Source organism: Streptomyces sp. NRRL F-525, from assembly GCF_000716605.1.
In the GTDB taxonomy this organism is placed as follows: domain Bacteria; phylum Actinomycetota; class Actinomycetes; order Streptomycetales; family Streptomycetaceae; genus Streptomyces.
In genome coordinates this window covers 125,937-150,569 of record NZ_JNXE01000007.1, presented here as the reverse complement: position 1 = coordinate 150,569, position 24,633 = coordinate 125,937, and the positions used below count along the sequence as shown (strand labels likewise).

Genomic DNA, 24,633 nt, shown 5'->3' with positions numbered 1-24,633 from the left:
TCGACGGAGAGGGAGTGCGCACGTGGGTGACCTGCTGGGCGTGGCCGTACTGGGTGCGGGACACATGGGAGCCGACCACATACGACGCCTCGACCAGGTGGTGAGCGGCGCCAGGGTCGCCGCCGTGGCCGACCCGGACACGGATCGCGCCAAGGAGGCGGTGGCCGGTCTGGACGCGGTCGCGGTGCACGAGGACGCCGTGGCCGCGCTGGACGCCCCCGGGGTCGAGGCGGTCCTCATCGCCTCACCAGGCCCCGCACACGAGGAGGCGCTGCTCGCGGCCTTCGCGCGCGGGCTGCCCGTGCTGTGCGAGAAGCCCATGGTGCCCGACTCCACCGGAGCGCTCCGGGTGGTGGAGGCGGAGGCACGCCTCGGGCGACGGCTCGCGCAGATCGGGTTCATGCGGCGCTACGACACGGAGTACCAGGGCCTCAAGTCCCTGCTGGACAGCGGGGAGTTGGGCCGCCCACTGATGCTGCACTGCACCCACCGCAATGTGTCCTCGCCGCCGTACTTCACCTCGGCGATGCTCATCGACAGCTCCGTCTCGCACGAGATCGACGCGGCCCGCTGGCTGCTCGGCCAGGAACTCACCGCGGTGACCGTGCTCAGCCCGCGCTCGTCGGGGAGCGCCCCGGAGGGTCTGGTCGACCCCCAGCTCGTGCTCTTCGAGACCGACGGCGGCGCCCTGGTCGACGTCGAGATCTTCGTCAACTCCGGCTTCGGCTACCAGGTGCGCTGCGAGGCCGTGTGCGAGGCGGGCAGCGCCCGGATCGGCGAGGACCACTCGATGGTCGTCACCACACAGGGCCGCGCACACGAGGACGTGCCGCTGGACTACCTCGTCCGGTTCGCCGACGCCTACGACCGCGAGGTGCAGTCCTGGGTCGACGCGACCCGGCAGGGTCTGGTCACCGGCCCGAGCGCCTGGGACGGCTACGCCTCGTCCGCCATCGCCGAGGCCGGGGTCCGGGCGCTGGAGAGCGGCGGCCGGGTGGCCGTCGACCTCGCCCCGCGCCCGGAGCTGTACGCCGACGTCAGCCGCTGACGCTCGCCGCGCCCGACTCCAGGTGCCCGGTGAACCGGCGCGACCAGGTCGCGTCGGAGTCGACGGTCACCGTGAAGTCGTACCAACCGCCTTGGTACGCCACGGCGTTGAAGAAGTCCTCCGTCGACGCGCCCGCGGCGACGGTGTAGGTCCACGGTCCGTCGCCGCGGTAGTGGTTGGAGGTGATGGTGAACTTCACCGAGGCGGCTGCCGAGTTGGTCATCTTGAAGTAGATCGCCAGCTTCCCCGTGCCCGACTCGACTGCGTAACGGGTGCTCACCTCAACGGACTTGCCCGCCTTGGTCGCGTCGCCCTGGAAGCGGCGCAGGAAGCGGTTGGGGCCGACCATGCTGATGTCGTACTTGCCGCTGCCGTAGCCCGTCCCGATGTTGAAGTAGTCGGAGGCGGTGCCGCCCGGGTCGACCGTGTACTGCCAGGGCGTGGTGTCGCGGTAGGCGTTGGGGTGGATGGAGAGGTGGGCGGCGCTCTTGGCGGCGCCGCCCTGGTTGGTCATGGCGAACCAGGCGAAGATCTTGCCGCTCGTCCCGAACTCCAGGTGATCCAGGTACCCGTTGGGCTGGTACGGCAGCGCGCGGGCGGGCCGGGTGCCGGTCTCCTGGACGGGCAGGGCGTTGTTCGTCGGCACCGGGTTGGGCAGCGGGCCGCAGGTGGAGATGCCGATCACGCTGGTCGCGGGCAGGGACACCGCGCCGTAGACCGGGTTGGCGAAGTCGAAGACGCCGGTCAGGTCGCCGCTGACCTTGCGGCGCCAGGTGCTGATGTTGGGGCAGGCGGCGGGCTTGCCGAACGACGAGGTCCAGGTCTCCAGGAAGCGCAGGACCGAGGTGTGCTCGAAGACCTCGGAGGAGACCCAACCGCCGCGCGTCCAGGGCGAGATGACGATCATCGGGACGCGGAAGCCGAAGCCGTAGGGGACGCCGTTGAGGAACTCGCCGTCGGTGCCGGCGGGCGGGGCGGGCGGCGGGACGTGGTCGAAGTAGCCGTCGTTCTCGTCGTAGTTGAGGAACAGGACGGTCGAGTCGAAGACGTCCGGGTCGGCGGCGAGGGCCTGGTAGACGAGGCCGATGAAGTGGGCGCCGTCGCCGGGCGGAGCGTAAGGGTGCTCGGAGAAGGCCTGGTTGGGGACCACCCAGGAGACCTGCGGGAGGGTGCCCGCGAGGACGTCGGCCTTGATGGCGGCGGCGATGTCGTCGGGGGTGGAGCCGGTGCCGGCCGGGACGGAGGACATGCCGCGGTCGTAAAGGGGGCTGCCCGCCTTGGAGTTGGCGAAGTTCTTGAAGTAGGCGCAGCCGTTGTCGCCGTAGTTGTCGGCCGCGTTCTGGTAGACCTTCCAGGTCACTCCGGCGTTCTGCAGGGACTCGGCGTAGGTCTGCCAGGTGAGACCGGACTCGTCACCGCCGTCGTAGCTGGAGGAGTCGACCTTGCCGCTCCACAGGTAGGTGCGGTTGGGGCCGGTCGCGCTGAGCGTGGAGCAGAAGTAGGCGTCGCAGATGGTGTAGTTGTCGGCGAGCGCGTACTGGAAGGGAATGTCGGACCGGTCCAGGTAGCCGAGCGAGCGGACGTTGCCCACGCCCGAGACCCAGTTGTCGAGGCGGCCCTTGTTCCACGCGGAGTGCTGTGATGACCAGGAGTGCGGCAGGTCGCCGTTGCACTGGGCGAGGGTCTCACCGTCCTGGCCGCCCGCGGCCGGGGTGGCGCTCAGCTTCCAGGGGTACTGGCGGCCGCCGCCGTTGGGCTGGTTGAAGACCGGGTAGCCGCCGCTCAGCGTGATGCCGCTGCGGTCGTCGAAGCCGCGGACGCCCTTGAGGCGCCCGAAGTAGTGGTCGAAGCTGCGGTTCTCCTGCATGAGGATCACCACGTGTTTCACGTCCGAGATCGTGCCGGTCGCCGCCGTCCGCTGCTGCGCCGCGACCGCAGGTCGTACGCCGGTGCCGGTCGCCATGCCCGCCGCCACGGTGGCACCGAGCCCCACGAAGCCTCTTCGGCTGATCGGTGTCATTCGCCCCACCCTCGTCACAGGCGTGCCCGAGCGGCACACCGCGCGCAAGGGTGCACGGGGTGATCGCCAAGGTCCATACCGGGACGGTGAGATGGAGGTGAACAAAAGTCAAAGTCGGCTCCGGGGTCCCTAGTTGCCGTCACACGATCCCGAACAGGGCGCTCAGCCCCTGGTCGACGAGCGCGTCCATGTCCTCCTGTCCGGTGGCGACCACGTCGTAGGTCCGCAGCAGGAAGCGGCGCAGTTCCGGGGTCTGGAAATGCAGCAGGGCGAGGCCGAACGGCGAGTGGAACTCCAGCACCGTGCGGGCCCGGCCGCACGGCCACAGGTGCACGTCTCCGCCACCGGCCGGCCTGCGCAGCCCCTCCTCCAGCAGCGAGCGGGCGAAGGTCCAGGTGACGCCCTCACCGTCGAGGGAGACCTCGGGCGGGAAGTCGAGGTGCACGGCCAGCGGGTCCGAGGCGAGGTAGCGGAGCGTGGCGGACACGGGGATCTCCGTGTCGTCCGCCGTGATCAGCCGGGCTCGGGTGGGCTGTTCGAGGGTGATGTCCATGGTCGGTCTCCCCTGCGGGCGTGAGGTCGGCCGGATTGCCGTGTGCCTGTACGACCTCGCAGGTGCCCTTTGCATTACGCGGATGCCCGAACGAGTTGATGTGACCTGCGTCACTTCACCGTCGATGTGTGGGGCTGCCGGTGAATTCGATTGCGGCGGGGCGGGTGAGGCCGGTGAGGTGGGCCCATGGACGGGGCAGCGGAGCGGGCGCGACGGACTCGGTGGCACAGGTCGGCGGTGCTCGCGGCCCTGATGCTGGCCGCCTTCACCTTCAACACCGCGGAGAACCTCCCGATCGGCCTCCTGGAACTCATCGCCGACAGCCTGCGGGTCTCCGTGTCGGCGGTCGGACTGCTGGTCACGGGTTACGGCGTGACGGTGGCCGTCGCGTCCGTGCCACTCACCCATGTCATGCGAGGTGTGGCCCGGCGCCATGTGCTCACGACACTGCTGGCCGCGCTGGTCGTGTCCAGTGTCCTGGCGGCGCTGGCCACGTCGTACTGGCTGCTCCTCGCGGCGCGGCTGCTGACCGCGCTGGCGCAGGCGCTGTTCTGGGCCGTGCTGGGGCCGGTCGCGGTGGGTCTGTTCGCACCCGAGGTCCGTGGGCGGGTGCTCGGGGCACTGTCCGTCGCCGGTTCGCTGGCCCTCGTGCTCGGGGTGCCGGCCGGCAGCTGGCTGGGCCGCCGCGCCGGCTGGCCCGTACCGATCGCCGTACCGGCGGCCCTGGGGCTCGTGTCCCTGGTCACGATCGCGGTGCTGCTGCCGACCGCACGCCCGGACGAGGAGCGGGCCGCCTACGGCACCCGTCCCGACGCACGCCGGTTCGGGACCGTACTGGCGGCCGGGACCCTGGCCGCCACCGGGGCGTTCGCGGGATTCACGTACATCGTGACGTTCCTCGGTGACGTGAGCGGGTTCTCCCCGAGCGCGGTCGGCGTCCTGTTGGTGGTGTTCGGCGTCGCGTGCCTGGCCGGAGTGACCGTCACCGGGGCGGTACTGGACCGCTTTCCGCGGGCCGCGTTCAACACCGCCGTCGCCACACAGGCCGTGGGCATGCTCGGCCTCTGCGCGACCGGTACCGATCCGGTCGCGGCGGTGGTGTTCCTCGCGCTGATGGGTGGTGCGCTCGGGCCGGTGTACATGACCGCCCAGAACGCGATGCTGGAGTGCGCACCGCGCCGTACTGACATCGCGCTCGCGGCCAACTCCGCTTCCTACAACGCGGGTATCGCGTCCGGCGCGGCGCTCGGGGGGCTCGTGCTGCGGCTGGCGGATGTGCGGGGGACGTTCCTGGTCGGCGGGTTGCTGACCATGGGGGCCTGTGGGGTGTTGGTCGGCGCGGGGGTGCTGGGGCGCGGGGCAACGTCGGCCGGGCGGCGGTGTGTTGGGGAGGACGGGCGGGTCGGCGGCTGAGCAACTCCCTCCGAACCGCTCACTCCTGTGCTGGTGTCGTGCTCGGCGTGTAGGCGTCCAGGGCAGCCAGCCGGAGGGCAGCCGCCACCCGGGTGAGTGCCTCGGTGGGTGGGTGTGGAAGGCGGGCGAGGAGCAGGCGGCGTTGTTCCTGGGGGCCGCCGCGTACCGGCAGGACGCGTACGCCTGGCGGGACGGCCGGGGCCAGGGAGCCGGTCACCGTGGTCAAGCCGAAGCCCGCCGCGACGAGTTGGAGCTTGGCGAGCCAGTCGCGGGCGGTGTGGACGATCTCGGGGCGCTCGTCCAGCCCCGGCCAGACGCCCATCAGCCGGTCCTCGCCGGAGGAGGGGCCGGCGATCCAGCGCTGGCCGCGCAGGTCGGCCACGTCGACGTAGTCGCCGCGGGCCAGCGGGTGCGTGGCGGGCACCGCCAGGTACAGCGGGCGCTCGGTGAGCGTGCGCAGCACCAACGGCGGCGATTCGGTGTCGGGTGGGCGGAACGGCGGCACCGACGCCAGCAGCGCCAGGTCGAGGCTGCCGGCGCGGAGGGCGCGTACCAGGGCCGGGGTGCCGCCCTCCCGGCTGACGACGTGCAGGTCCGGGTCGGTGCGGCGCAGCGCGGCCAGGGCGCGGGGTAGCAGGACCGCCCCCGCGCTGGGGAACCAGCCCAGGCGGACGGTCGCGGCCTCCGTCGGCAGACCGGACAGTTCGCGCGCGGTCGCGTCGATCTCGTCGAGTACGACCGTCGCCCTGCGCATGACGATCCGGCCGGCCGGGGTCAGCCGTACGCCGTCGCGGCGCCGTTCCAGCAGTTCACCGCCCGCGGCCCGTTCGATCGCGGCGATCTGGCGGGACACCGCGGACTGGGTGTAGCCCAGTGACGCGGCGGCCGCGGTGAAGGTCCCCTGCTCGGCGACCGCGCGGAAGACGCGCAACGCGGTGAGTGACACATCCGTGAAGTCCATGACGATCACGCATGCTAGCGGTGCGTAACTCTCGTTGGACGCACACCCGGCGGGTTCCTACCGTGGCAGTCATGAACGTTTCGCGCATCGCCCTCGTCACGGGCGCCAACCAAGGACTCGGCCGCGCCCTCGTCGAAGGCCTGGCCGCCCGTATGGGCCCCGACGACCTGGTCCTGCTCACCGGACGCGACGAGCGGCGCGTCACCGACGCGGCCCACGAGGTCGCGAGTCTGCCCGGCACCCGCAGCCGGGTCGAGGGCCGGGTCCTGGACGTCACCGACACCGACGCGATCACCCACCTGGCCGACGATCTCCGGCAGCGCTACGGCGGGGTCGACATCGTGATCTCGAACGCCGTGGCCCGGGTACTGCCCGGCGAGTCGCAGGCGGCCCGCGCCGACGAGTTCATCGACGTGTCCAACACCGCCACCCACGCGATGCTGCGTTCCTTCGGGCCGATCCTGCGCCCGGGCGGCCGGTTCCTCGTCGTGGCCAGCGGCCTCGGCACCCTCGGGCACCTGGACCCCGCGCTGCACGACCTGTTCGACGGCGCGAGTCTGGACCAGGTCGAGTACGCCGTCGAGTCCTGGCGCGGCGCCGTCCACCACCGCACCACGGCCGAGGCGGGCTGGCCGCTCTGGCTGAACGTGCCCTCGAAGGTGGCCCAGGTCGCCGCCGTCCGCGCGGTCGCCGCCGAACGCCGCGAACACGACCTCGCGACCGGCACGTTGATCGCCTCCGTCTGCCCGGGCATGGTCGACACGGCCACCTCCCGCCCCTGGTTCAGCGACTTCAGCCAGGCCCAGTCCCCGGCCGAGGCGGCGGGCCCCGTCCTCGACCTGGTCCTCGCCGAGCACGTCGACCCCACCCACTACGGCGAGTTGGTCCGCTTCGGCAAGGCCCTGGACTGGTACGGGGGCACACCGCCGGTGGAGCAGGACCGGCTGATCACGCCGTGACGGCGGGACGTCGTACAACTGGCTGAGCATGCCGATGGGTTCTGGCCGCACCTTCGTGCGTACAGGCGCGGCCAGAACCAACTCGGGCGCTCAAGAACCGAGTCCGAACCTCTCAGCCTCCAACTACGCGGCTGGGTAGGTCAGTTCACGGAGTGAGCTGCCACTGCTCGATGTAGCCGACGTCGAGCGCCGCACGGTCCTGCACCCGCAACTTCCAGGTGCCGTTGACCGGTTGGGCGGAGGCGTCGACGGTGAAGGTCTGGTCGACGTTGTCGGCGGAGCCGCCGGAGCGGTTCAGCAGGGAGTAGACGGTGCCGTTCGGGCCGACGAGGTCGACGGTCAGGTCGCCGCGGTAGGTGTGGACGATCTTGACGTAGACCTGGGTGGTGGCCGAGGCGTTGCCGTCCCGGCCGGTGACCGTGATCGGGGACTCCACGGCGCCGGCGTTGTCGGGGATGTCGACGCGGGTGCCGCTGGCGTAGATGTTGGCGATCCGCCAGCTGAAGGCGACGGTGGCACTCGCGCCCGTGTCGTCGGTGACGGTCAGCGTGACGTCACTGGTGCCGAGGATGGTCGGGACGCCGGAGATCAGACCGGTGCTGCTGATGGTCAGTCCGTCGGGCAGTCCCGTGGCCGAATAGGTCAGCCCCGCACCGGAGTTGGTGGTGTACGCGTCCGTCTGCAGGGACACGGCCTGGCCGACTCCGCTGATCTGCGCGGCGACCGGGGCCACGTTGACGCCGAGCGCGATCCGGCTGCCGACGTTGATCGCCGCCCACGCGTCGGCCACAGCCAGGTAGGTCGGGCTGTAGGCGCCGAAGAGGTCCGCGGCGGCCTGCAGGGTCGCGGTGCGGGCACCGGCGTAGTTCGTGGACGAGGTCATGTACGTGGTGAGCGCCCGGTACCAGACCTTCTGGGCGTTGTCGATGCCGATGCCGGCGACGGGCACGCCGTCGTAGGTCGGGCTGTCGTAGGCGACGCCGTTGACGGTCTTCGCGCCGCTGCCCTCGGACAGCAGGTAGAAGAGGTGGTTGGCCGGGCCCGAGGAGTAGTGGACGTCGACGCTGCCGAGCGTCGAGCTCCAGTAGTCGCGGGACGCGCCGTCCTTGGAGGGCTTGTCCATGTAACGCAGCGGTGTGCCATTGCCGTTGATGTCGATCTTCTCGCCGACCATGTAGTCGGGGACGTCGGCGGGCAGGTTCTCGTGGAACTCCACCGCGGCGGCGAAGATGTCCGAGGTCGCCTCGTTGAGGCCGCCCGACTCACCGGAGTAGGTGAGGCCGGCGGTGGCTGCGGTGACGCCGTGGCTCATCTCGTGCGCGGCCACGTCCAGCGCGGTCAGCGGGTGGGTGTTGCCCGAGCCGTCGCCGTAGGTCATGCAGAAGCAGGTGTCGTCCCAGAACGCGTTGACGTAGTTGTTGCCGTAGTGGGCCCGGCTGTAGGCGGCCACGCCGTCGTTGCGTATGCCGTTCCGCCCGAAGACGTCCTTGTAGTAGTCCCAGGTCGCCGCCGCGCCGAACGCGACGTCCACGCCCGCGGTCTGCCGGTTGGCCTGGGTTCCGTCACCCCAGACATCGTTGTCATCCGTGAAGAGGGTGCCGGTGCCGGAGGTGCCCTGGTTCAGGTCGTAGGTCTTGTGTCCGGCGCGGTCGCCGTCGACGAGTTGGTACGTCGACCCGGAGAGCGTGGTGCTGAGCGGGACCGATCCGTTGAACTGGCCGGTGCCGGTGCCCGTTTCGATGCCCTGGTACTGGAAGACGGCCTTGCCGGAGTCGGCGTCGGTGATCACGTGGAGCTCGCTGGGCGTGCCGTCGTCCTGGAAGCCGCCGACCACCGCCTCCCAGGCGAGGACGGGCTTGGCTCCGGCGGCCCAGACGACGAGCCGCGGGGCGCCGTCGAGCTTGGCCTTCTCGCCGCCCGCCTTGGACGCCGCCGCGAGCGCCTTGGTCTTCACCGTCGCCGACGTCACGTTCGGGGTGATGTCCGGCAGGGCCAGGTCGGCCTTCGCCGCCTTCGTGACGCTGAGGCGGCCGCTCTTGGCGTGGACGACCAGGTCGCCGCCGAGGACGGGCAGTCCGGCATACGTCCGCTCGTAGCGGGTGTGGGTCGTGCCGTCGGCGTCCTGGCTGACGTCCTTGACGACGAGCTTCTCCTTGGCGCCGAGGCCGAGGGTCTTCGCGGTGCTCTTGACGGCCGCGCCGGCGCTCTTGAGGAGGGCGGCGTGCTTCGACGGCGACAGGGCGGCCGGAGCCGCTCCGGCCCGCGGGGTGGCCAGGATCTTCGCGGCGGCGGTGTGTCCGCCGGGAGCGGCGGAAGCCGCACTGGTCTGCATACCGGCGGCCAGCAGGGTGCCGACCGCGGTCAGCACAAGGGCCGCGGTGTATCTGGGGTGGTGCGGATAACGGTCATGCCGGGTCAAGGCGTTCTCCTTATGTGGGGTGGTCGGACTCGGTGGAGTCCTGGAGAGCGGGTCGGGCCGGGGTACGGCCGTCCGGCGGGCGCGCGGGTGTGAGGAGGAGGGGTGAGGAGAGAGTGAACGCTCGGTGAGCGTGGTGCACAGCAGCGTGGCACCACGTCCACAGAATTGTCATGGCTATAACAAAGCAACGGCTCAAAATGACTGGTGCGTACTGCGGATCACTCGCTCGAGCAACACTTTTCAGCCGCACGCCGGATGTCGGATGCCTGCTCCGCGCGTGAACGCGGAGCCGTCGAACAGGTGGTTGAATGACGGGCCGGAGGGGTAATCAGTCCCTCAACTCGCGTACTGCGCATACGACTTGCCCCACCAGGGCGGCCGCACCACGAGCACGGCACCAGCCGCCCGTGTAGACGCTGGCATATGCCAGAAGCACCACCGGATCGCGTGTTGCCAAATCCCTTACAGGGCGTCGCAGCCTGTGCGACAGTCGTAACCGGTCCCTCCATCCGCCTTGGTCGTACCGTCCCCGCATCGGAGTGCGTCATGCCGTCCCACCTCTCTGCGGACCTCCCCGCCGCCCAGCCGCCCGCGCGCGGTTCGGTCGACGCGCTGATATCGCAGGCGCGGCGGCTCATGGGTGACGTGGACGCCGTACGACGGGACGCGCAGCACGACGGCGCCGACCCGCGGGAGCGGTGGCAGCGGGCGCTGTGCGATCTGGCGCTGCATCAACTCAACGATCTCGACGAGCACTTGGCCCAGTTGCGGGACGGCCCGCCGCCCGTGCCGGCGGCCGTGGAAGCGGCGCCGGCCCCAACCGCCGTACCGGAAGCGCCTCGGGACGACTCGCTGCTCAGCCGGGTCGGCAGTGCCGAGTGGAATCTCCTGACGGACGAGGCGAGTTGGTCCGGGGAGTTGTACCAGATCCTCGGCCGTGACCCGGCCGCTCCCCCGCTCACCCTCGACGAACTGCCGTCCCTGATCCTCGACGAGGACCGGCCCGCGCTGACCGCCATGGTCACGGACTGCCTGATCGACGCCAAGCCGATCGACGGCGAGTTCCGCATCGTCCGGCCCGACGGCGCCGTACGGACGGTGCACATGATGGGCGAGCCCGTGCTCGACGCCGACGGTGGCACCGCCTCGATGTGGGCCGTGCTGCGGGACGTCAGCGAACTGCGCCGCAGCCAGCGGACGGTGAGCGAGACCCGTGACTCGCTGCAGCTCCACCGGCACCACGCGCAGACCGAGCGCCGGCTCGCGGTCGAGCTGCAGGAAGCCGTGCTGCCGCCGTGGCGCGGTTCCCTGCGGCTCCCGCACCAGGGGCCGGAGACACTGGACCTGGCAGCCCGCTATCTGCCCTCCTCCGCGAGCGCTCTGATCGGCGGCGACTGGTACGACGCGCTCCAACTGTCCGACGGGGCAACGCTGTTGAGCGTCGGCGACCTCACCGGACACGGTGTCGCCGTCACCTCGGGCATGGCGATGCTGCTCGGCGCCCTGCGCGGGATGGCGATGGCCGGTACCGAGCCCGGTCAACTGATGTCCTGGCTCAACCAGTTACTGGACGCCACCGTGCAACCGGCCCTGGGCAGCGCGGTGTGCTGCCGCTACCGGCCCGAGACCCGCACCCTGGCGTGGGCGCAGGCGGGACACCCCGCCCCGCTGCTGTTCCGCGGCGGGACGGGGCGCGTGCTGAGCGCACCGGACGGCGTCCTGCTCGGCGCCACCTCGGGAGCGGCCTACGGACAGGCCGAGGAGACCCTCGAGGCGGGCGACCTGCTGCTGCTGCACACCGACGGACTGGTGCCAGGGCACAGCGGACCGGAGGCCGTGGACCGACTCCTCGACCTGGCCCCGCGGTTCGGCGAGGCGCGCACCGCACAGGACTGCGTACGGATGGTCGTGGAGGAGTTCGGCGACACCGAGCGCGCGGACGACGCGTGCGTGCTCGTCGCCAGGACGACCTGACCAACAGCCTCTGACCGAGCGTCCTTTGACGGACAGTCAGCTACTTTGACGGACAGTCAGCTACTCGAAATCCTGGACTCCCTATACCTGTGCGCTGTTGCCGCCGCCCTTGGCCCTCGGGCTCTTCGACTGTGCCTTCTGTGTCTTCGGCAGCGCGAGTGCGATCTCCTCCCGCAGTTCGTGGATCCTCGGATAGCCGGCGTACTGGGCGGTCAGCCGGTACATCTCGCGCAGCCGGTCCCAGGTGCGGTGGGAGGAGTTCGATCCCATCGACGCGAGGGCCAACCGCGCGTACCTGTCCGCCTGTTCGGGGTCGTCGGCGATGAAGCAGGCCGAGGCCATCGACAGGAAGTCGAAGATCTTCGACCGCTGCCGTCCGTCGACCCGCAGCGCCAGGGCCTTCGCCGCGAAGTACTGGGCGTGCACGGCCGCTCCGGGCTCGTGCTCGGCCAGGGTGCGGTAGGCCAGGGCCTGCATGCCGTAGAGATCCTCCTCCTTGAACGTCTGCATCCAGCTCGGGGGCGGTACGTCGCCGCGGTCGGAGACGAAGAGGTCCTCCGCCTGGCCGAGGGTGCGGCGCATGGCCTGGCCCTTGCCCATCGACGCCTGTGCCCAGGCCTCGATGGTGCACAGCATCGCCTGGGTGCGCGGCAGCACCTCGTCGCCGGAACCGGTCTTGGCGAGCTTCATGAGATCGAGTGCGTCGTCGGGCCGGCCCAGGTGCACCATCTGGCGAGCCGCCCGTGAGAGCGCCTCCCCGGCGCGGGGCCGGTCGCCGCCCTCTCGGGCCGCGTGGGCGGCGATGACGAAGTACTTCTGGGCCGTGGGCTCCAGGCCGACGTCGTGCGACATCCAGCCCGCGAGTACGGCGAGGTTGGCGGCGACGCCCCACAGGCGCCGCTGCAGATCGGCCGGGTGCCGGTAGGCGAGCATGCCGCCCACCTCGTTGAGCTGTCCCACCACGGCCTTGCGCTGCAGCCCGCCGCCGCGGGCCGCGTCCCAGGCGCGGAACACCTTGACGGACTCCTCCAGTTCCTCGATCTCCTGCGACCCGATGGGGGCGGCCTCATAGCGGTCGAACCCAGCGGGGTCGGCGTGCAGGGGATCGTCGAACCGGGGAGCATCGGCGGAAAGAGTCGGATCGGAGTGCAGCCATGCGTGCATGGCGCTGCTGAGTGCGGAGCCTGCGGCGAGCGCGGCGCCCGCGCCCACCAAGCCGCGTCGGTTGAGCATGAGGTCCATTCCCGTGAATTCGGTGAGGACCGCAGCTGTCCGTTCGGGCGCCCACGGCACACCGTCGGGATGTTCCACACTCCCGTCGTCGGGCCGTTTTCCCGTACGCCCGTGCCGGACCAGACCGAGGTCCTCGATGGTCACGACACGGCCGAGACGCTCGGTGAACAGAGCCGCCAGCACCCTCGGCACCGGATCGCGCGGGATCTCCCCCGTGTCGATCCAACGCCGTACCCGCGAGGTGTCGGTCGACAACTGGGGGTGGCCCATGGCCGCCGCCTGCCTGTTGACCCGCCGCGCGAGTTCGCCCTTGGACCAGCCGGCCAGGCCGAACAGGTCCGAGAGACGGGAGTTGGGTTGTCCGTTCACGTCAAGCCCCCAGGTTCTCGGCTGACTTGAACATAGCCCGGTGCGCCTTGCCGGGCGACTATTCGCCAGGGTTCGCCAGGGTGCGCCAGATGGTGTGCCACTGCGCATCTGGTGTCAGGTAGGAACGCGCCACCCCGACCCGGTCCCCGAGGAACACTCCCCAGGGTGCACCAGCGGGACCGGGTCGGGCAGCGCGCTTGATTGGACAGGCACTGCAGGCACACGAAGGGATCTGTTTCTCCCATGTACACAGCATCGTCCTCCGTGTCCGCCCCGCCCCGGTCGCTGCACCCCCGCCCGGGCGCCGGCGGCCCCTACCTCGACCCGGCACGGCCGGCGGCCGGCCCCGTGCTCGGTGCGGGCAGGCCGCGGCGCGTTCCCGGGCTCGGCCCCCAACCCCTCAGCGGGAGACTCGACTTGTCCGGCCCCCAGGGCGCCCAGCTGCGTACGGCGATCGCGTCGGTGCACCGGATCTGCCCGGAGTTCGCTCCGGTGCAGGTGCTACGCCGCAACGGGCGCTCCGTGCTCCTGGTCGGAACGACCGGACGCAGCACGGCCGTAGCGAAGTGTTTACTGGACCACTCCCCCGCGTGGGCCGAGCGGATCCGGCACGAGATAGCCGCATACCGTTCGTTCGTCCGGCACCGCCCGCCGGTGCGGGTGCCGCGGCTGATCGCGGCGGACCCGGACAACTGCACGCTGGTCATCGAGCGGATGCCGGGCCGGGTGGCGGCGCTGCACCGGCACCCGGCGGAGGCCCCGCCGCGGGCGGACATCCGGGCGGCGCTGGGCTCGATCTGCCGGCTGAACGCCTGGCGGCCGCCGGCGGGCACGTTCGACGCCCCGCTGGACTACGCGGCCCGCATCTCCCGCTATCACGAGCTGGGGCTGCTCACCGACCGGGACATGGGAGACCTGCAGAAGCTGCTGCACGGCATCGCGCACTCGGCGGGCCGCGGCGGGATGGGCCAGTTCTGTCACGGTGACGCCCTGCTGTCCAACATCCTTCTCTCACCGGCCGGTCCAGTGCTGGTGGACTGGGAGCACGCGGGCTGGTACCTGCCGGGCTACGACCTGGCCACGCTCTGGGCGGTCCTCGGGGACGCGCCGGTGGCGCGGCGGCAGATCAGCCAGATCGCGCAGTCGGCGGGACCGGCCTCGCGCGACGCGTTCCTGGTGAACCTGATGCTGGTACTGACCCGGGAGATCCGTACCTACGAGATGGCCGTGCAGCGTTCGATGCACGACTCGGCCCCGGCGGCACCGGGAGTGGTGGCCCACCCGGGTGCTGCGCCGTCCGGCGAGGAACAACGGCTGCTGCTTAGGCGGCTGCACGACGACTGCCAGATGGCCCGCCGGGCCGTGCGTGCGGCGGTCGGCACTCGCTGACGGGGACGAAGGTCCGCGGTACGCCCTGCAGCGGCGTACCGCGGACCTTCGTGTGTCCGGCCGACATAGGGCCGACCTCTATGTGCCCGGCCTACATATATCTGTCGGGGCCCCGCCACACTCCCCCATTGGTGTACTCCACTGACGCCCCGCAGGCCCGGACACCACCGCCACGAAACTCCCCGCATCCCCCGTTGACATGGGAAATCGCCTTCCTCTGGGCATGATTGACGGATCGTCGGCCAGCCGGTACCACTGACGCACGCCCGGCCCCGCACGGTTCATGACAATCCCACCGTCCCAGGAGGCTGCATTGCGAGGATCCTCGACCGACCCCACCCGCTCTCCCGGACACAGACGCGCGCGCCGGTCCGCCGGCGCGCTCGCCACCGCCGCCCTGCTGCTGCCCCTGCTGGGCGCGGCCCCGTCGGAGAGCCCCACCGACTCCTCCGCCTCCACCCTCCAGCGGGCGTTCGCGTCGGCTTCCGCCCAGTACCACGTGCCGCAGACGGTCCTGCTGGCCGTCTCCTACCTCCAGTCCCGCTGGGACACGCACGGCGGAGCGCCCAGCGTGACCGGCGGCTACGGCCCGATGCACCTCACCGACGCCCGCACCGCCCTCGCCGCGACGGAGCACCTGAGCGAGGGCACCGAGGACCCCCGCGGCGACAGCGCCCGCACCGCCCTGCACCCCACCGCGCAGATCCCGGCGGACTCCCAACTCCCCGCCCGCCTCAAGACGTTGACGAAGGCGGCCGAGCTGACCGGTCTTCCGGCAACCGACCTGCGTACCGACGAGACCGCGAACGTGGCGGGCGGCGCGGCCCTCCTGGCCGACGCCCAGAAGAACCTCGGTGAGTCGCTGAGCGCGGACCCGGCCGACTGGTACGGCGCGATCGCGCGCTTCTCCGGAGCCGACGACACGGCGACGGCGGCCGCGTATGCCAACGATGTCTACGACGTCATCCACACCGGCGAGGCGCGCACCACGGACGCCGGGCAGCAGGTCGCGCTGGCCGCCCAGCCGGACCTCGCGCCCGACACCGCGCAGCTGAAGGAGACCGGCCTGCGCACGGTCTCCGCGGACGGTACGGAGTGCCCGAAGAAGGTGTCCTGCGAGTGGATCCCGGCGCCGTACTCCCAGTTCGGGACCGACGACTACGGCAACCACGACCTCGGCGACCGGCCCGCGTCGCAGAGCATCAAGTACATCGTCATCCATGACACGGAAGGCCAGTGGGCCGGTGTCCTGAACCTGGTCCAGGACCCCACCTATGTGTCCTGGAACTACACGATCCGCTCCACCGACGGTCTGATCGCCCAGCATGTGAAGGCCAAGGACGTGGCCTGGCACGCGGGCAACTGGTACATCAACGCCAAGTCGATCGGCATCGAGCACGAGGGCTTCCTCGCGGCGCCGGACGCCTGGTACACGGAGGCGATGTACCGCTCGTCGGCGCGACTGGTGTCGTACCTGACCAAGAAGTACGGCATTCCGCTGGACCGGCAGCACATCCTCGGCCACGACAACGTGCCCGGGCCGACGACGTCCACGGTCCCCGGGATGCACACGGACCCGGGCCCGTACTGGGACTGGGCGCACTACTTCGACCTGCTGGGCCACCCGGTCGAGCAGACCGCGAAGAAGGGCGGCGGTCTGGTGACGATCCGCCCCGACTACGCCACGAACCAGCCGGTGTACACGGGCTGCGTCACCGCCGGCCAGCCGTGCGCGGTGCACGGGTCGAGCGAGGTCCGGCTGTACTCCGGGCCCGGTGAGACCTACCCCCTGATCAAGGACATCGGCCTCGGGACGACCCCGACGACCGGCGTCAACGACCTGTCCTCACGGGTGTCCACCGGGCAGCAGTACGCGGTGGCCGACCGTTCCGGGGACTGGACGGCGATCTGGTACCTCGGTCAGGAGGCCTGGTTCAAGAACCCGACGAAACACCCCACCGCGGTGAAGGCGGCCGGTCTGGTGGTGACGCCGAAGGAGGGTGCGGACAGCGTCCCGGTCTACGGCCGCGCCTACCCCGAGGCCTCGGCCTACCCGGCGGGAGTGCCCGCCCAGGCGATCTCGCCGCTGCCGTACAAGCTGCTCAAGGGGCAGAAGTACGTGGTCGGTGACAAGCTGCCCGGCGAGTACTACTACGCGGTCACCTTCACCACCGACTCGCACAAGGTCGTCGTAGGAAAGGATCTCTACTACGAGATCCAGTACGGCCACCGGGTGGAGTTCGTGCGCGCCGCGGACGTCCAGCTGGAGCGGTCCAGCCGGTAGGCAGTCGCCTCAGCCCTGCTGGAACAGTTCCGCCGGGAGCGGTTTCAGCAGGGCGTAGAGGTCGTCCGTGATGGGGCGGTCCCAGGCGGCGATGGTGACCAGGACGTTGTCGCTGCGGTCGAACTGGACGCAGGAGATCCGGCTCTCGGAGAGCTTGAGGCGGCGCACGATCAGCAGGTTGTCGCCCTGCATCACCGGCATGTCCTCGACGCCTACGACGGTCACCTCCTCGTCGTTCTCCAGCGCGAGGAGCAGCTGCGCGACCTCGAACGGGATCTCGTCCTCGGCGACGTCACGGGCGGGCGAGCCCTCCGGCAGGTTGCCGATGACCATCGCGGGGCCTCGGCCGCCGAAGAGGTCGTACCGCAGGAACACGCCCTGGCAGGTGCCGTCGGGCGCGGGCAGCAGACCGGCACCGAGGTTCCCGGGCCAGTCGCCCGGGTCCATGGCCAGCACATCGAATTCGGGGCCGGCGGGGGTGGCGCTGCGGCGGCGGAGGAACGACATGTCGCAATGGTACGGGGTGCCGTTCGGCGATGTGGCCGTGGCCGGGTGCGGTGCGTTGTTTGGTGCGGGTGCGTGGGGGCTGGGCGCGCAGTTCCCCGCGCCCCTAGGGGGTTGACCCTACGTTGGTTTGATCAGTGCTGTTTCTAGGCCTGTGTGGTCTGTGCCCAGTTTTCGGTAGGCCGCTGACAGGAGACGTACCGCCGTTTGCTCGTCCGTCTGGAGTTCTACGGCTATCTCGGCGTCCGTGTGGCCTTTGGCGGCCAGGGTTGCGGCTGTGCGTTCCTGGGTTGTGAGGGTGTCGGTTTCTGGGCCGTGGAGGCGGCGGGGGCGTAGGCCTGCTGCTGCCAGTTCGGCTCGGGCGGTGTCCGCGAGGCCGTCTGCGCCGCATTGGACGGCTGCGTCGAGGCCTCGGTAGAGGTGGTCGGCGGCTTCCTTGGGCCTGCCTGCTCGGCGGAGTTCGGTGCCGAGGGCGACGAGGGCGCAGGCCAACTCGTAGGCAGCCGGGGAGCGTTCGAGGTGGGTGACGGATTCTTCGAGGAGTTTGGCGCGGGCCGAGCCGGTGGAGACCTCGGCGGCGATGCGCAGGGCCTGGCCGATGGCGGAGGGGGTGCCGAACTGGCGGGCGCGGGCGACCGCTTCGTGGGCGGTGACGACGGCGCGCTCGGGGGTGTCGTGGCGTTCGGCGCGGGCGAGGTGGAGCTGCCAGGGGCACCAGGCCGGGTTGCGGATGCCGCGCGGGTCCAAACGGCGGCCGGCGGCGGCCAGTTCGGCGGCTGCCTCCTTGGCGAGGCCGCGGGCCAGGAGCAGCTCGCCGTAGACGGTCTGGGCGTCCGGGAAGACCACGGCTGCCGGGAAGGGCTCCGCGAAGGCGTGGTCCTCGGCGAGTTGGGTGGCCTCCTCGACCCTGCCGCGGGCCAGCAGGACCTCGATGAGGATGCCGGTGCCGTACCAGTAGACGGGGGTGCCGGGTCCGACGCGTTCGGCCAGGCGCAGGCCCGCGCGGGCGAAGTCCTCGGCCTCGGCGAGGCGGCCGCGCCGGTAGCGGAGGTAGCCGAGGAAGGTGTAGCCGAAGGACAAGTGGGCGCCGCGCCAGCCCTGTTGCTCGAAGTCGGCGATGCCGGTGGCGAAGAGCTCCTCCGCGCGGCCCGGTCGGTCGCAGTACATGAAGGTGAGGGCGACCAGCACCGGCACCTCGAAGCCGCGGTCGGCCTCGGCCCAGCCGAGCCCACCATTCAATGCGCGTTCGGCATGGTGCAGGGCCACATGTGCGGGTTCACCACGCAATACGGCGTCCCAGGTGCGCAGGCCGATGATGTACCGCTCGGTGAGGTCGCGGCCCTTGAGACGGTCGGCGAGTTTGGTGAGGCGGCGGGAGCGGGAGGGGTGGTCGGGTTCGTCGGCGCGGAAGGCGTCCCACATGAACTGCTCGGAGAGCATGCGGAGTTTGACCCGGGCGTCGCCGGTGACGCGGATCTCGCGGGCGAGGGTGTCGGAGGCCTCGGCGAGGCGGTCGCTGTGGGCGAGGACCTGGGAGAGGCGGTAGACGATGTTCTGCCGCAGACCGGCGTCGCTGATCGGCTCTTCGAGGGCGGCCCGAAGGTGGTTGACGGTGGTCGCCGGTTCGGTGAGCAGGGAGGCGCTGCCCAGTTCGTAGAGAACGGCGGCCCGGTCGTCGAAGGGCGGGGGTTCGCGCAGGGCGCGGGCGAGGTAGCTGCGGGCGGTGTCGGGGGCGCCCGCGCGCAGGGTCTCGCCGGCTGCCGCGCGGAGTTGCTGAACCACCCAGTTGTCACCGTCCGGGTGGGTCTCCATGAGGTGGCGGGCGGCGGCGGAGGGGCCCTGGCCCTCGTTGATGACGCACCAGGCGGCCTGGCCGTGCAGGGCCACGCGGACGCCGGCGGGGATGGCCCGGTAGACGGCGGTGGCGATGAGCGGGTGGACGAATTCGAGGGTGCCCGCGGTGGTCAGCGTGCCGGTGAGGATGCGGGCGCCGCGCAGTGCGTCGACGGCGTCGGCGGCCTCTTCGTGGCCGAGTCCGGCGACGGCGGCGGCAAGCATCGGATGGGGCTCGGTGCCGAGGACCGCGCAGGCCCAGGCGTAGCGGACGGTCGAGGTGCCGAGCCGTTCGAGGCGGGTGGTGAGGCCGCTGCCCTTGACGGCGGCTGCGAGGTCACGCAGCTGGTTGGCCCCGGCCTCGGTGGGGGTCAGGCCCCGGTCGTGGATCTTGGCGGCGAGTTCGACGGTCTCGAAGGGGTTCCCGGCGGTGACGGCCCAGCACTCGTGGCAGAACGCGTCGTCGGCGTGCTCGCCGAGCATCTCCCGCACCAGGTCGGCTACGGCGGCGACGCTGAGCGGTTCGAGGTCGAGGGGGCGTCCGCCGGCCCGGCCGGGCAGTCCCCTCAACGACTCGGCGTGATCGGGGAGTTCATCGGGCCGGTACGCGACCACGACCAGCAGAGGGAGTTGCTCGGCGCGGGGCGCGAACGCGGCCAGCCAGCCCAGGGATTCGGGGTCGGCCCAGTGCGCGTCGTCGAGGACGAGGACCATCGGGGCGCGCTTCACCGCAAGGTGGGTGAGCACCCAGTCGAGGCCGTCGCGCAGACCCTGCTGGTCCGGCGGGGAGCCTTCGGTGGGCGCGCACAGACCGAGGGCGGGGCCGACGATGTCGTACCAACTGCCCAGCGAGGCACGGAGATCGGCGTCGGCCGAGCCGGCGAACTGCGGTTGCAGCAGCTGGCGGGCGACGTGGAAGGCCACGCGCTGTTCCTGGTCGCCGCCCCGCGCGGAGAGCACGGTGCAGCCCTTGGCGGCGGCGCGACGGCGCACTTCGGTGAGGAGGGTGGTCTTGCCGATGCCGGCCCGTCCCGCGAAGGCGAGCAGGGCGCCGCGGGGCCGGTCATCCGGCTCGCCGCCGTCCGTGCGCAGACCTGTCAGTTCGCCCAACGCCTCGTCCACGGCGGCGAGTTCACTCTCCCGTTCGAAGAGTGTCCTTCTGCTGCGCGCACTCCGCTGCCCCATGCCATACCCCCTGCCACGGTGGTGCGCCCGCGCGGGGAGCGAACGCGCACCGTGAGCTACAGGGACCTCAGCGTACGCTTCCCGGGGGTCACGCGACCCGGTAGTCGGCGAAGGCGTACCGGCCGGTTTTCCTGTGTCTCCGGTGACGCCGGAGGCGCGGTCCCCGCTTGATCAAGTCCCGCCCGAGACGGACGATGGGATCATTGATCTCCCCTTCAGCCTCGGAGGCGAACGTCGATGGACGATCTACGTCACCTGCTGCGCGACCTGGAGGTCTTCGCGGGTCAACTGCCCGCCTTCGATCCCTTGGCCGCGCCGGACACCCCGTCCGAGTTGTTCACGGAGTGGCTGCTGGGGGCGCTGGAGGCCGGTGTGCGCGAGCCGCACGCGATGACGGTCTCGACAGCCGGTGCCGACGGCAACCCGACGGCAAGGACCTTGATCCTCAAGGGCGTTGGGCCCGACGGCTGGCGGTTCGCGTCGGACGGCGGCAGCGTCAAGGCCCGCGATCTCGCCCAACGGCCTTTCGCTGCCCTGACGTTCTACTGGTCACCGCTCGCCCGTCAGATCCGCGTGCGCGGTCCGGTCGTGGCGGCGGGTGCCGAGGACAGCGCGGCGGACTTCCTGGCCCGCAGCACCGGCGCCCGCGCGGAGGCCCTCGTCGGCCGCCAGTCACAGCCGCTCGCGGACCTCGCCGAACGGGACGCCGCCGTCAAGGAGTCACTGGAACGCCTTGAGGACGACCCGGACCTCGTGGCCCCCGGCTGGACCCTGCACACCGTGCGCCCGGAGTCGGTCGAGTTCTGGCAGGGCGACAAGGAGCGTCGGCACACGCGGCTTGTGTATGTCCGCGAGGGCGGGGACGGCGGCGAGGGTGCGGGGTGGCGCAAGCAGTTGCTGTGGCCGTGAGCGGTAACCCTCCTACAGCACAGGCGACTTGATCCCAAGGCCGGTCGCAACCCGTCGTGAACGAACCTCACTCCTCCAGCGGCGTCGACGGCACCACCGCCACCGGGCTCGCCGAGTGCAGCAGGACCGCCTGGGTGACCGAGCCGAGCAGACGGGCCGGGGACAGCAGGCGGCGGCGATGGCGGCCCACGACGACGAGGTCGGCGTCCTTGGAGGCGGCGACGAGGTGACCGGCCGCGTCGCCCGGGGCGACGTACGGCTCGGTGGGGACATCCAGGTGGTGTTCGCGGTGCGGGGCGAGGAGTGCCTCGGTGAGGGTGCGGGTCTCGTTCTCGATGGCGTCCTGGTCGATGACCGGCGGAAGGAGTTCGCCGGGGGACGCCCAGGCCTGCGGCGGCCACGGGTAGGCGGCGACGACCTGGAGCCGGGCTCCGCGCAGGGCGGCCTCGGCGAAGGCGAAGGCGAGGGTGGTCTCGTCGGGGCTGTCGACGTGCAGGCCGACGACCACGCGGGGCCCGGGTTCGGCCGGAACCTCGCCGTGGACCTCGCGGCCGGGCCGGGGAACCACGACGACGGGGCAGTCGGCGTCGCGGGCGGCGGCCATGCCGTTCGAGCCGAGCAGCAGGCTGGCGAAACCGCCGCGGCCACGCGAGCCGAGCACCAACAGCTGTGCCGTGGAACCGAGTTCGGGCAGTACGGCGCCCGGTGCGCCCTGCAGCCGGAGGTACTCCATGACCGGCCGGTCGGCACGCCCCTCGACGTACGTACGGACCTGGTCGAGCACCTCGTCCTCGTCCGGCTCCGGCGGCCCGGCGACCAGCACGCCGGGCGGTGTCCACGCGGCGGCGTACTGCCACACATGGACGACCCGCAACGGCGCCCCGCGTCCACGGGCCGCGTCGAGGGCCCAGTCCAGGGCGCGCAGGCTGTCGTCCGAACCGTCGACCGCCGCGATGACCGGCAGGGTGCTCATGGGTTCCTCACCTCCGAAGTAACAGGACCTCCCCCTCCGGGGCCAGCCTGGCTCAGGCACCGGCTCCGAAGGGGCTCCCAAGGTCGCGTGTCCGGAAAATCGCGCGGGACACCCTGCCCGAGCGGCAGTTATTCGCGGACGGCGATGGCGACGAGCTGGCGTTCGCGGCGCAGGGTCCGGTCGAGGAGGTGCATCAGGCGGTACATGAAGAAGCGTCGCCTCATCATCTCCTCGACGCGGGCGGTCTCTGCGGGGTCCAGGAGCCGGGCGGTCGCCCGCACCTCGGGTGCGTCGGCGGGGACGGTGCCCTTCATGTTGCAAGGGGCGATGGTGACTTGAGGGTTGTTGCGGATCCGCTTGACCTTCCCGGTGTCGGGTGGGGTCAGGACGTAGAGCGTGCCGTCCTGTACGAGACCGCCAACCGGGGTGGGGACGGCCTGGCCGTTGCGTCGGAAGGTGGTCAGGCTGACGTGGCTGCCCCTGCCGATGCGGTCGAGAGCCTGGTCGAAGTCGGTGCGCGGGGTGGTCATGCGGGTCTCCAGAGCTAGCGGGTTTTCCGGGGGCTAGCGGGTTTCCCGCCGGCGAGGGCACGGGCGGTCCGCGCGGCCTGTTCCTCGACGGAGGACCGGGTGTTCCAGGGGGCGGGCAGCATGTCCTGCTGCTGGAACAGGGCCAGGCCGTGGGCTGCCGCGGCGATCTGAACGAGCAGGTCGAACGCCTCGTCCGGGTCGGGGGCGATCCGGCTGGTGACCGGCATCAGGTCGTCGTGCAACACACCACCCGCCGCGGCCAGTTCGGGGTGCCTGCTCTTGTCGAGACCGGCCAGGAAGGTGATGTCGAAGAGGGCGCGCTCCTCGGCCGCGAACCGCACATAGGCAGTCGCGAACGCCGCCAACTGCTCGACCGGGTCCTCGTGCGCGGCCAGCGCGGTGCGGTACCGGCGCCGCTGCTCCTCGTAGCCCTTCAAAGCCAGCGAGGCCAGCAGTGCCTCCCGGTCGCTGAAGTGCTTGTAGGGGGCCGACACACTCACCCCGGCCCTCCGGCACGCCTCGGCGAGCGTGAACCCGTGCGGGCCGCGCTCCCCGACCAGGGCGAGAGCCGCCTCCTCCAGCGCGTTGCGCAGGTCTCCGTGGTGGGTGCCGGTGGGGCGCCGTTTGACTGCCATGCCGACAAGGTTAACACTATTCACCATAGGTAAATAGCATTCACCTCTCGCGGCCGCCGAGCCCCGTACTACTTCTGGAGGACCCAATGACCACATCGAAACCCGCGCACTGGACAGCCCGGGACATCCCCGACCAGCACGGCCGCACCGCCGTGATCACCGGCGCCAACACCGGCATCGGATTCGAGACGGCCAAGGCCCTGGCCCTGCGCGGGGCGGAAGTCGTCATGGCGGTCCGGGACACCGACAAGGGCAAGCGCGCGGCCGAGGAGATCGCTCTCGCCGTACCGGCGGCGAAGGTGCACGTCCAGCGCCTCGACCTGAGTTCGCTCGCCTCGGTCCGCGAGGCGGCCGGGGAACTGCGAGATACCCACGCCCGGATCGACATGCTGATCAACAACGCCGGCGTGATGTACACCCCGTACCGGACGACCCCGGACGGCTACGAGCTCCAGTTCGGCACCAACCACTTGGGCCACTTCGCCCTGACCGGGCTCCTGTTGGACCTGCTGCCGGCCTCGTCCGCCTCCCGCGTCGTCACGGTCAGCAGCGCGGGCCACCGCATGGGCGGCCCCATCGATCTCGATGATCTCGACTGGCGCACACGCCCCTACGACCGGACCGCCGCGTACGGGCACTCCAAGCTGGCCAACCTGCTGTTCACCTATGAACTCGACCGCACACTGCCGACGGGCGGGCCACTGGCCGTCTCCGCGCATCCCGGCGGCGCCGACACCACCGGTTCCCGGAGCGCGATGTCGCACTCCTCCGCCCTCACCCGCACAGCCTTCGCGGCGATCCGGCCGCTGCTCCTGCAGTCCCCCGAAAAGGGCGCACTGCCCGTGCTGCGCGCCGCGACCGACCCGGACGTACAGGGCGGTGAGTACTACGGCCCCCGCGGATTCCAGCAAAGCAAGGGGTACCCCAAGGTGGTCCGCTCCAGCCCGCAGTCCTACGACACGTCGCTGCAGCGCCGCCTGTGGGCGCTCTCCCAGGACATGACCGGCATTGAATTTCCCGCGTAGCGCCACGTAGGCAGCGCATGGAAACCAACCGGGGACAGCCGCGTGCGGCACGCAGCCCGGCCGCCACCCTCACGAGTGAAGGCCGGGCTGAAGATGCCTGTGCGCACTTCCCCCGATTTCTCGCCGGGGATCCTTCACCGTCAGGTGAGGTCGAACTCCCCTTCCCGCGCCCCCGACACGAACGCGCCCCATTCCGCGGGCGTGAAGATCAAGGAAGGGCTTTCCGGGCGGCCGCTGTTGCGCATCGCGATGAATCCCTCGACAAAAGCGATCTGGACATCCCCCAGTCCACGGCTGCCTGAGTGCCAATCGGCGTCACTGAGGTCCAGCTCCGGCTTGTCCCAGCCCGCAAGCGGGTGCTGCTGGATGGTGCTCTCGGCCACGTCCGTGCTCCTCCCGATTCGTCGTCCGCGGCCA

The 24,633-nt window shown here is 71.0% G+C and carries 19 protein-coding genes; 8 read left to right on the top strand and 11 right to left on the bottom strand.

Annotated features, from left to right (window positions below; translation table 11 throughout):
- Positions 1 to 22 precede the first annotated feature (22 nt).
- Positions 23 to 1,048, top strand: a complete 1,026-nt coding sequence (locus tag OO69_RS12985; RefSeq protein WP_033280702.1) for a Gfo/Idh/MocA family protein — start codon at positions 23 to 25, stop codon at positions 1,046 to 1,048.
- On the opposite strand, the gene OO69_RS12980 is transcribed toward OO69_RS12985, so the two are convergent.
- The gene (locus OO69_RS12980) at positions 1,038 to 3,068 is read right to left on the bottom strand and encodes a phosphocholine-specific phospholipase C (RefSeq protein WP_033280701.1); all 2,031 of its coding nucleotides are present in this window, start codon (positions 3,066 to 3,068) and stop codon (positions 1,038 to 1,040) included. The genes OO69_RS12985 and OO69_RS12980 overlap by 11 nt on opposite strands.
- A gap of 139 nt (positions 3,069 to 3,207) precedes the next feature.
- Positions 3,208 to 3,621: an SsgA family sporulation/cell division regulator gene (locus OO69_RS12975; RefSeq protein WP_033280700.1), complete on the bottom strand. Its 414-nt coding sequence runs from the start codon at positions 3,619 to 3,621 to the stop codon at positions 3,208 to 3,210.
- 252 nt (positions 3,622 to 3,873) lie between these two features.
- On the opposite strand from OO69_RS12975, the gene OO69_RS12970 reads away from it, so the two are divergent.
- Positions 3,874 to 5,034 carry an MFS transporter gene (locus OO69_RS12970; protein WP_051800984.1) on the top strand — a complete coding sequence of 387 codons (1,161 nt, stop codon included), beginning with the start codon at positions 3,874 to 3,876 and terminating at the stop codon, positions 5,032 to 5,034.
- Positions 5,035 to 5,053: 19 nt separating this feature from the next.
- Here OO69_RS12970 and OO69_RS12965 read toward each other — a convergent pair whose 3' ends face one another.
- Positions 5,054 to 5,995, bottom strand: a complete 942-nt coding sequence (locus tag OO69_RS12965; RefSeq protein WP_199810938.1) for a LysR family transcriptional regulator — start codon at positions 5,993 to 5,995, stop codon at positions 5,054 to 5,056.
- Between the two features lie 71 nt (positions 5,996 to 6,066).
- Between OO69_RS12965 and OO69_RS12960 the strand changes: the two genes are divergently transcribed.
- The gene (locus OO69_RS12960) at positions 6,067 to 6,954 is read left to right on the top strand and encodes an SDR family NAD(P)-dependent oxidoreductase (RefSeq protein ID WP_033280698.1); all 888 of its coding nucleotides are present in this window, start codon (positions 6,067 to 6,069) and stop codon (positions 6,952 to 6,954) included.
- Positions 6,955 to 7,099: 145 nt separating this feature from the next.
- Here the strand turns inward: OO69_RS12960 and OO69_RS12955 are convergent, their stop codons facing one another.
- The gene (locus tag OO69_RS12955) at positions 7,100 to 9,373 is read right to left on the bottom strand and encodes a M4 family metallopeptidase (protein ID WP_033280697.1); all 2,274 of its coding nucleotides are present in this window, start codon (positions 9,371 to 9,373) and stop codon (positions 7,100 to 7,102) included.
- A 546-nt stretch (positions 9,374 to 9,919) separates the two neighbouring features.
- Between OO69_RS12955 and OO69_RS12950 the strand changes: the two genes are divergently transcribed.
- Positions 9,920 to 11,347: a PP2C family protein-serine/threonine phosphatase gene (locus tag OO69_RS12950; RefSeq protein ID WP_033280696.1), complete on the top strand. Its 1,428-nt coding sequence runs from the start codon at positions 9,920 to 9,922 to the stop codon at positions 11,345 to 11,347.
- 81 nt (positions 11,348 to 11,428) lie between these two features.
- Here the strand turns inward: OO69_RS12950 and OO69_RS12945 are convergent, their stop codons facing one another.
- Positions 11,429 to 12,949 carry a hypothetical protein gene (locus tag OO69_RS12945; RefSeq protein WP_033280695.1) on the bottom strand — a complete coding sequence of 507 codons (1,521 nt, stop codon included), beginning with the start codon at positions 12,947 to 12,949 and terminating at the stop codon, positions 11,429 to 11,431.
- A 243-nt stretch (positions 12,950 to 13,192) separates the two neighbouring features.
- On the opposite strand from OO69_RS12945, the gene OO69_RS12940 reads away from it, so the two are divergent.
- Positions 13,193 to 14,338 (top strand): aminoglycoside phosphotransferase family protein, encoded by a 1,146-nt coding sequence (locus OO69_RS12940; protein ID WP_033280694.1) that lies wholly within the window; start codon positions 13,193 to 13,195, stop codon positions 14,336 to 14,338.
- A gap of 313 nt (positions 14,339 to 14,651) precedes the next feature.
- Complete coding sequence (locus OO69_RS12935) at positions 14,652 to 16,622, top strand: N-acetylmuramoyl-L-alanine amidase (RefSeq protein WP_033280693.1); 1,971 nt, start codon at positions 14,652 to 14,654, stop codon at positions 16,620 to 16,622.
- Positions 16,623 to 16,631: 9 nt separating this feature from the next.
- On the opposite strand, the gene OO69_RS12930 is transcribed toward OO69_RS12935, so the two are convergent.
- Together OO69_RS12930 and OO69_RS12925 are read right to left on the bottom strand one after the other, a co-directional pair.
- A complete protein-coding gene (locus tag OO69_RS12930; RefSeq protein WP_033280692.1) occupies positions 16,632 to 17,129 on the bottom strand; it encodes a hypothetical protein in 498 nt (165 codons plus the stop codon).
- Positions 17,130 to 17,246: 117 nt separating this feature from the next.
- Positions 17,247 to 20,144, bottom strand: a complete 2,898-nt coding sequence (locus tag OO69_RS12925) for a helix-turn-helix transcriptional regulator (protein WP_033280691.1) — start codon at positions 20,142 to 20,144, stop codon at positions 17,247 to 17,249.
- Between the two features lie 237 nt (positions 20,145 to 20,381).
- Between OO69_RS12925 and OO69_RS12920 the strand changes: the two genes are divergently transcribed.
- Positions 20,382 to 21,053, top strand: a complete 672-nt coding sequence (locus OO69_RS12920; RefSeq protein ID WP_033280690.1) for a pyridoxine/pyridoxamine 5'-phosphate oxidase — start codon at positions 20,382 to 20,384, stop codon at positions 21,051 to 21,053.
- Between the two features lie 67 nt (positions 21,054 to 21,120).
- Here OO69_RS12920 and OO69_RS12915 read toward each other — a convergent pair whose 3' ends face one another.
- The 3 genes from OO69_RS12915 to OO69_RS12905 form a co-directional block, all read right to left on the bottom strand.
- The gene (locus OO69_RS12915; RefSeq protein ID WP_033280689.1) at positions 21,121 to 22,026 is read right to left on the bottom strand and encodes a universal stress protein; all 906 of its coding nucleotides are present in this window, start codon (positions 22,024 to 22,026) and stop codon (positions 21,121 to 21,123) included.
- A gap of 128 nt (positions 22,027 to 22,154) precedes the next feature.
- Positions 22,155 to 22,556, bottom strand: coding sequence for a PPOX class F420-dependent oxidoreductase (locus OO69_RS12910; RefSeq protein ID WP_033280688.1), 402 nt, complete (start codon positions 22,554 to 22,556; stop codon positions 22,155 to 22,157).
- A gap of 14 nt (positions 22,557 to 22,570) precedes the next feature.
- A complete protein-coding gene (locus OO69_RS12905; RefSeq protein ID WP_033280687.1) occupies positions 22,571 to 23,191 on the bottom strand; it encodes a TetR/AcrR family transcriptional regulator in 621 nt (206 codons plus the stop codon).
- An 86-nt stretch (positions 23,192 to 23,277) separates the two neighbouring features.
- Here OO69_RS12905 and OO69_RS12900 point away from each other — a divergent pair, with 86 nt between their 5' ends.
- Complete coding sequence (locus tag OO69_RS12900) at positions 23,278 to 24,216, top strand: oxidoreductase (RefSeq protein WP_033280686.1); 939 nt, start codon at positions 23,278 to 23,280, stop codon at positions 24,214 to 24,216.
- Positions 24,217 to 24,356: 140 nt separating this feature from the next.
- On the opposite strand, the gene OO69_RS12895 is transcribed toward OO69_RS12900, so the two are convergent.
- Positions 24,357 to 24,599, bottom strand: a complete 243-nt coding sequence (locus OO69_RS12895) for a DUF397 domain-containing protein (protein ID WP_019057879.1) — start codon at positions 24,597 to 24,599, stop codon at positions 24,357 to 24,359.
- Positions 24,600 to 24,633: the final 34 nt, after the last annotated feature.

Bases quoted from the DNA above. Each gene is read 5' to 3' on its own strand.
- OO69_RS12970 (WP_051800984.1), top strand. From the start codon at position 3,874: ATGCTGGCCGCCTTCACCTTCAACACCGCGGAGAACCTCCCGATCGGC.
- OO69_RS12915 (WP_033280689.1), bottom strand. From the start codon at position 22,026: ATGAGCACCCTGCCGGTCATCGCGGCGGTCGACGGTTCGGACGACAGC.
- OO69_RS12920 (WP_033280690.1), top strand. From the start codon at position 20,382: ATGGACGATCTACGTCACCTGCTGCGCGACCTGGAGGTCTTCGCGGGT.
- OO69_RS12965 (WP_199810938.1), bottom strand. From the start codon at position 5,995: ATGGACTTCACGGATGTGTCACTCACCGCGTTGCGCGTCTTCCGCGCG.
- OO69_RS12905 (WP_033280687.1), bottom strand. From the start codon at position 23,191: ATGGCAGTCAAACGGCGCCCCACCGGCACCCACCACGGAGACCTGCGC.
- OO69_RS12930 (WP_033280692.1), bottom strand. From the start codon at position 17,129: ATGTCGTTCCTCCGCCGCCGCAGCGCCACCCCCGCCGGCCCCGAATTC.
- OO69_RS12910 (WP_033280688.1), bottom strand. From the start codon at position 22,556: ATGACCACCCCGCGCACCGACTTCGACCAGGCTCTCGACCGCATCGGC.
- OO69_RS12925 (WP_033280691.1), bottom strand. From the start codon at position 20,144: ATGGGGCAGCGGAGTGCGCGCAGCAGAAGGACACTCTTCGAACGGGAG.
- OO69_RS12950 (WP_033280696.1), top strand. From the start codon at position 9,920: ATGCCGTCCCACCTCTCTGCGGACCTCCCCGCCGCCCAGCCGCCCGCG.
- OO69_RS12900 (WP_033280686.1), top strand. From the start codon at position 23,278: ATGACCACATCGAAACCCGCGCACTGGACAGCCCGGGACATCCCCGAC.
- OO69_RS12940 (WP_033280694.1), top strand. From the start codon at position 13,193: ATGTACACAGCATCGTCCTCCGTGTCCGCCCCGCCCCGGTCGCTGCAC.
- OO69_RS12960 (WP_033280698.1), top strand. From the start codon at position 6,067: ATGAACGTTTCGCGCATCGCCCTCGTCACGGGCGCCAACCAAGGACTC.
- OO69_RS12975 (WP_033280700.1), bottom strand. From the start codon at position 3,621: ATGGACATCACCCTCGAACAGCCCACCCGAGCCCGGCTGATCACGGCG.
- OO69_RS12980 (WP_033280701.1), bottom strand. From the start codon at position 3,068: ATGACACCGATCAGCCGAAGAGGCTTCGTGGGGCTCGGTGCCACCGTG.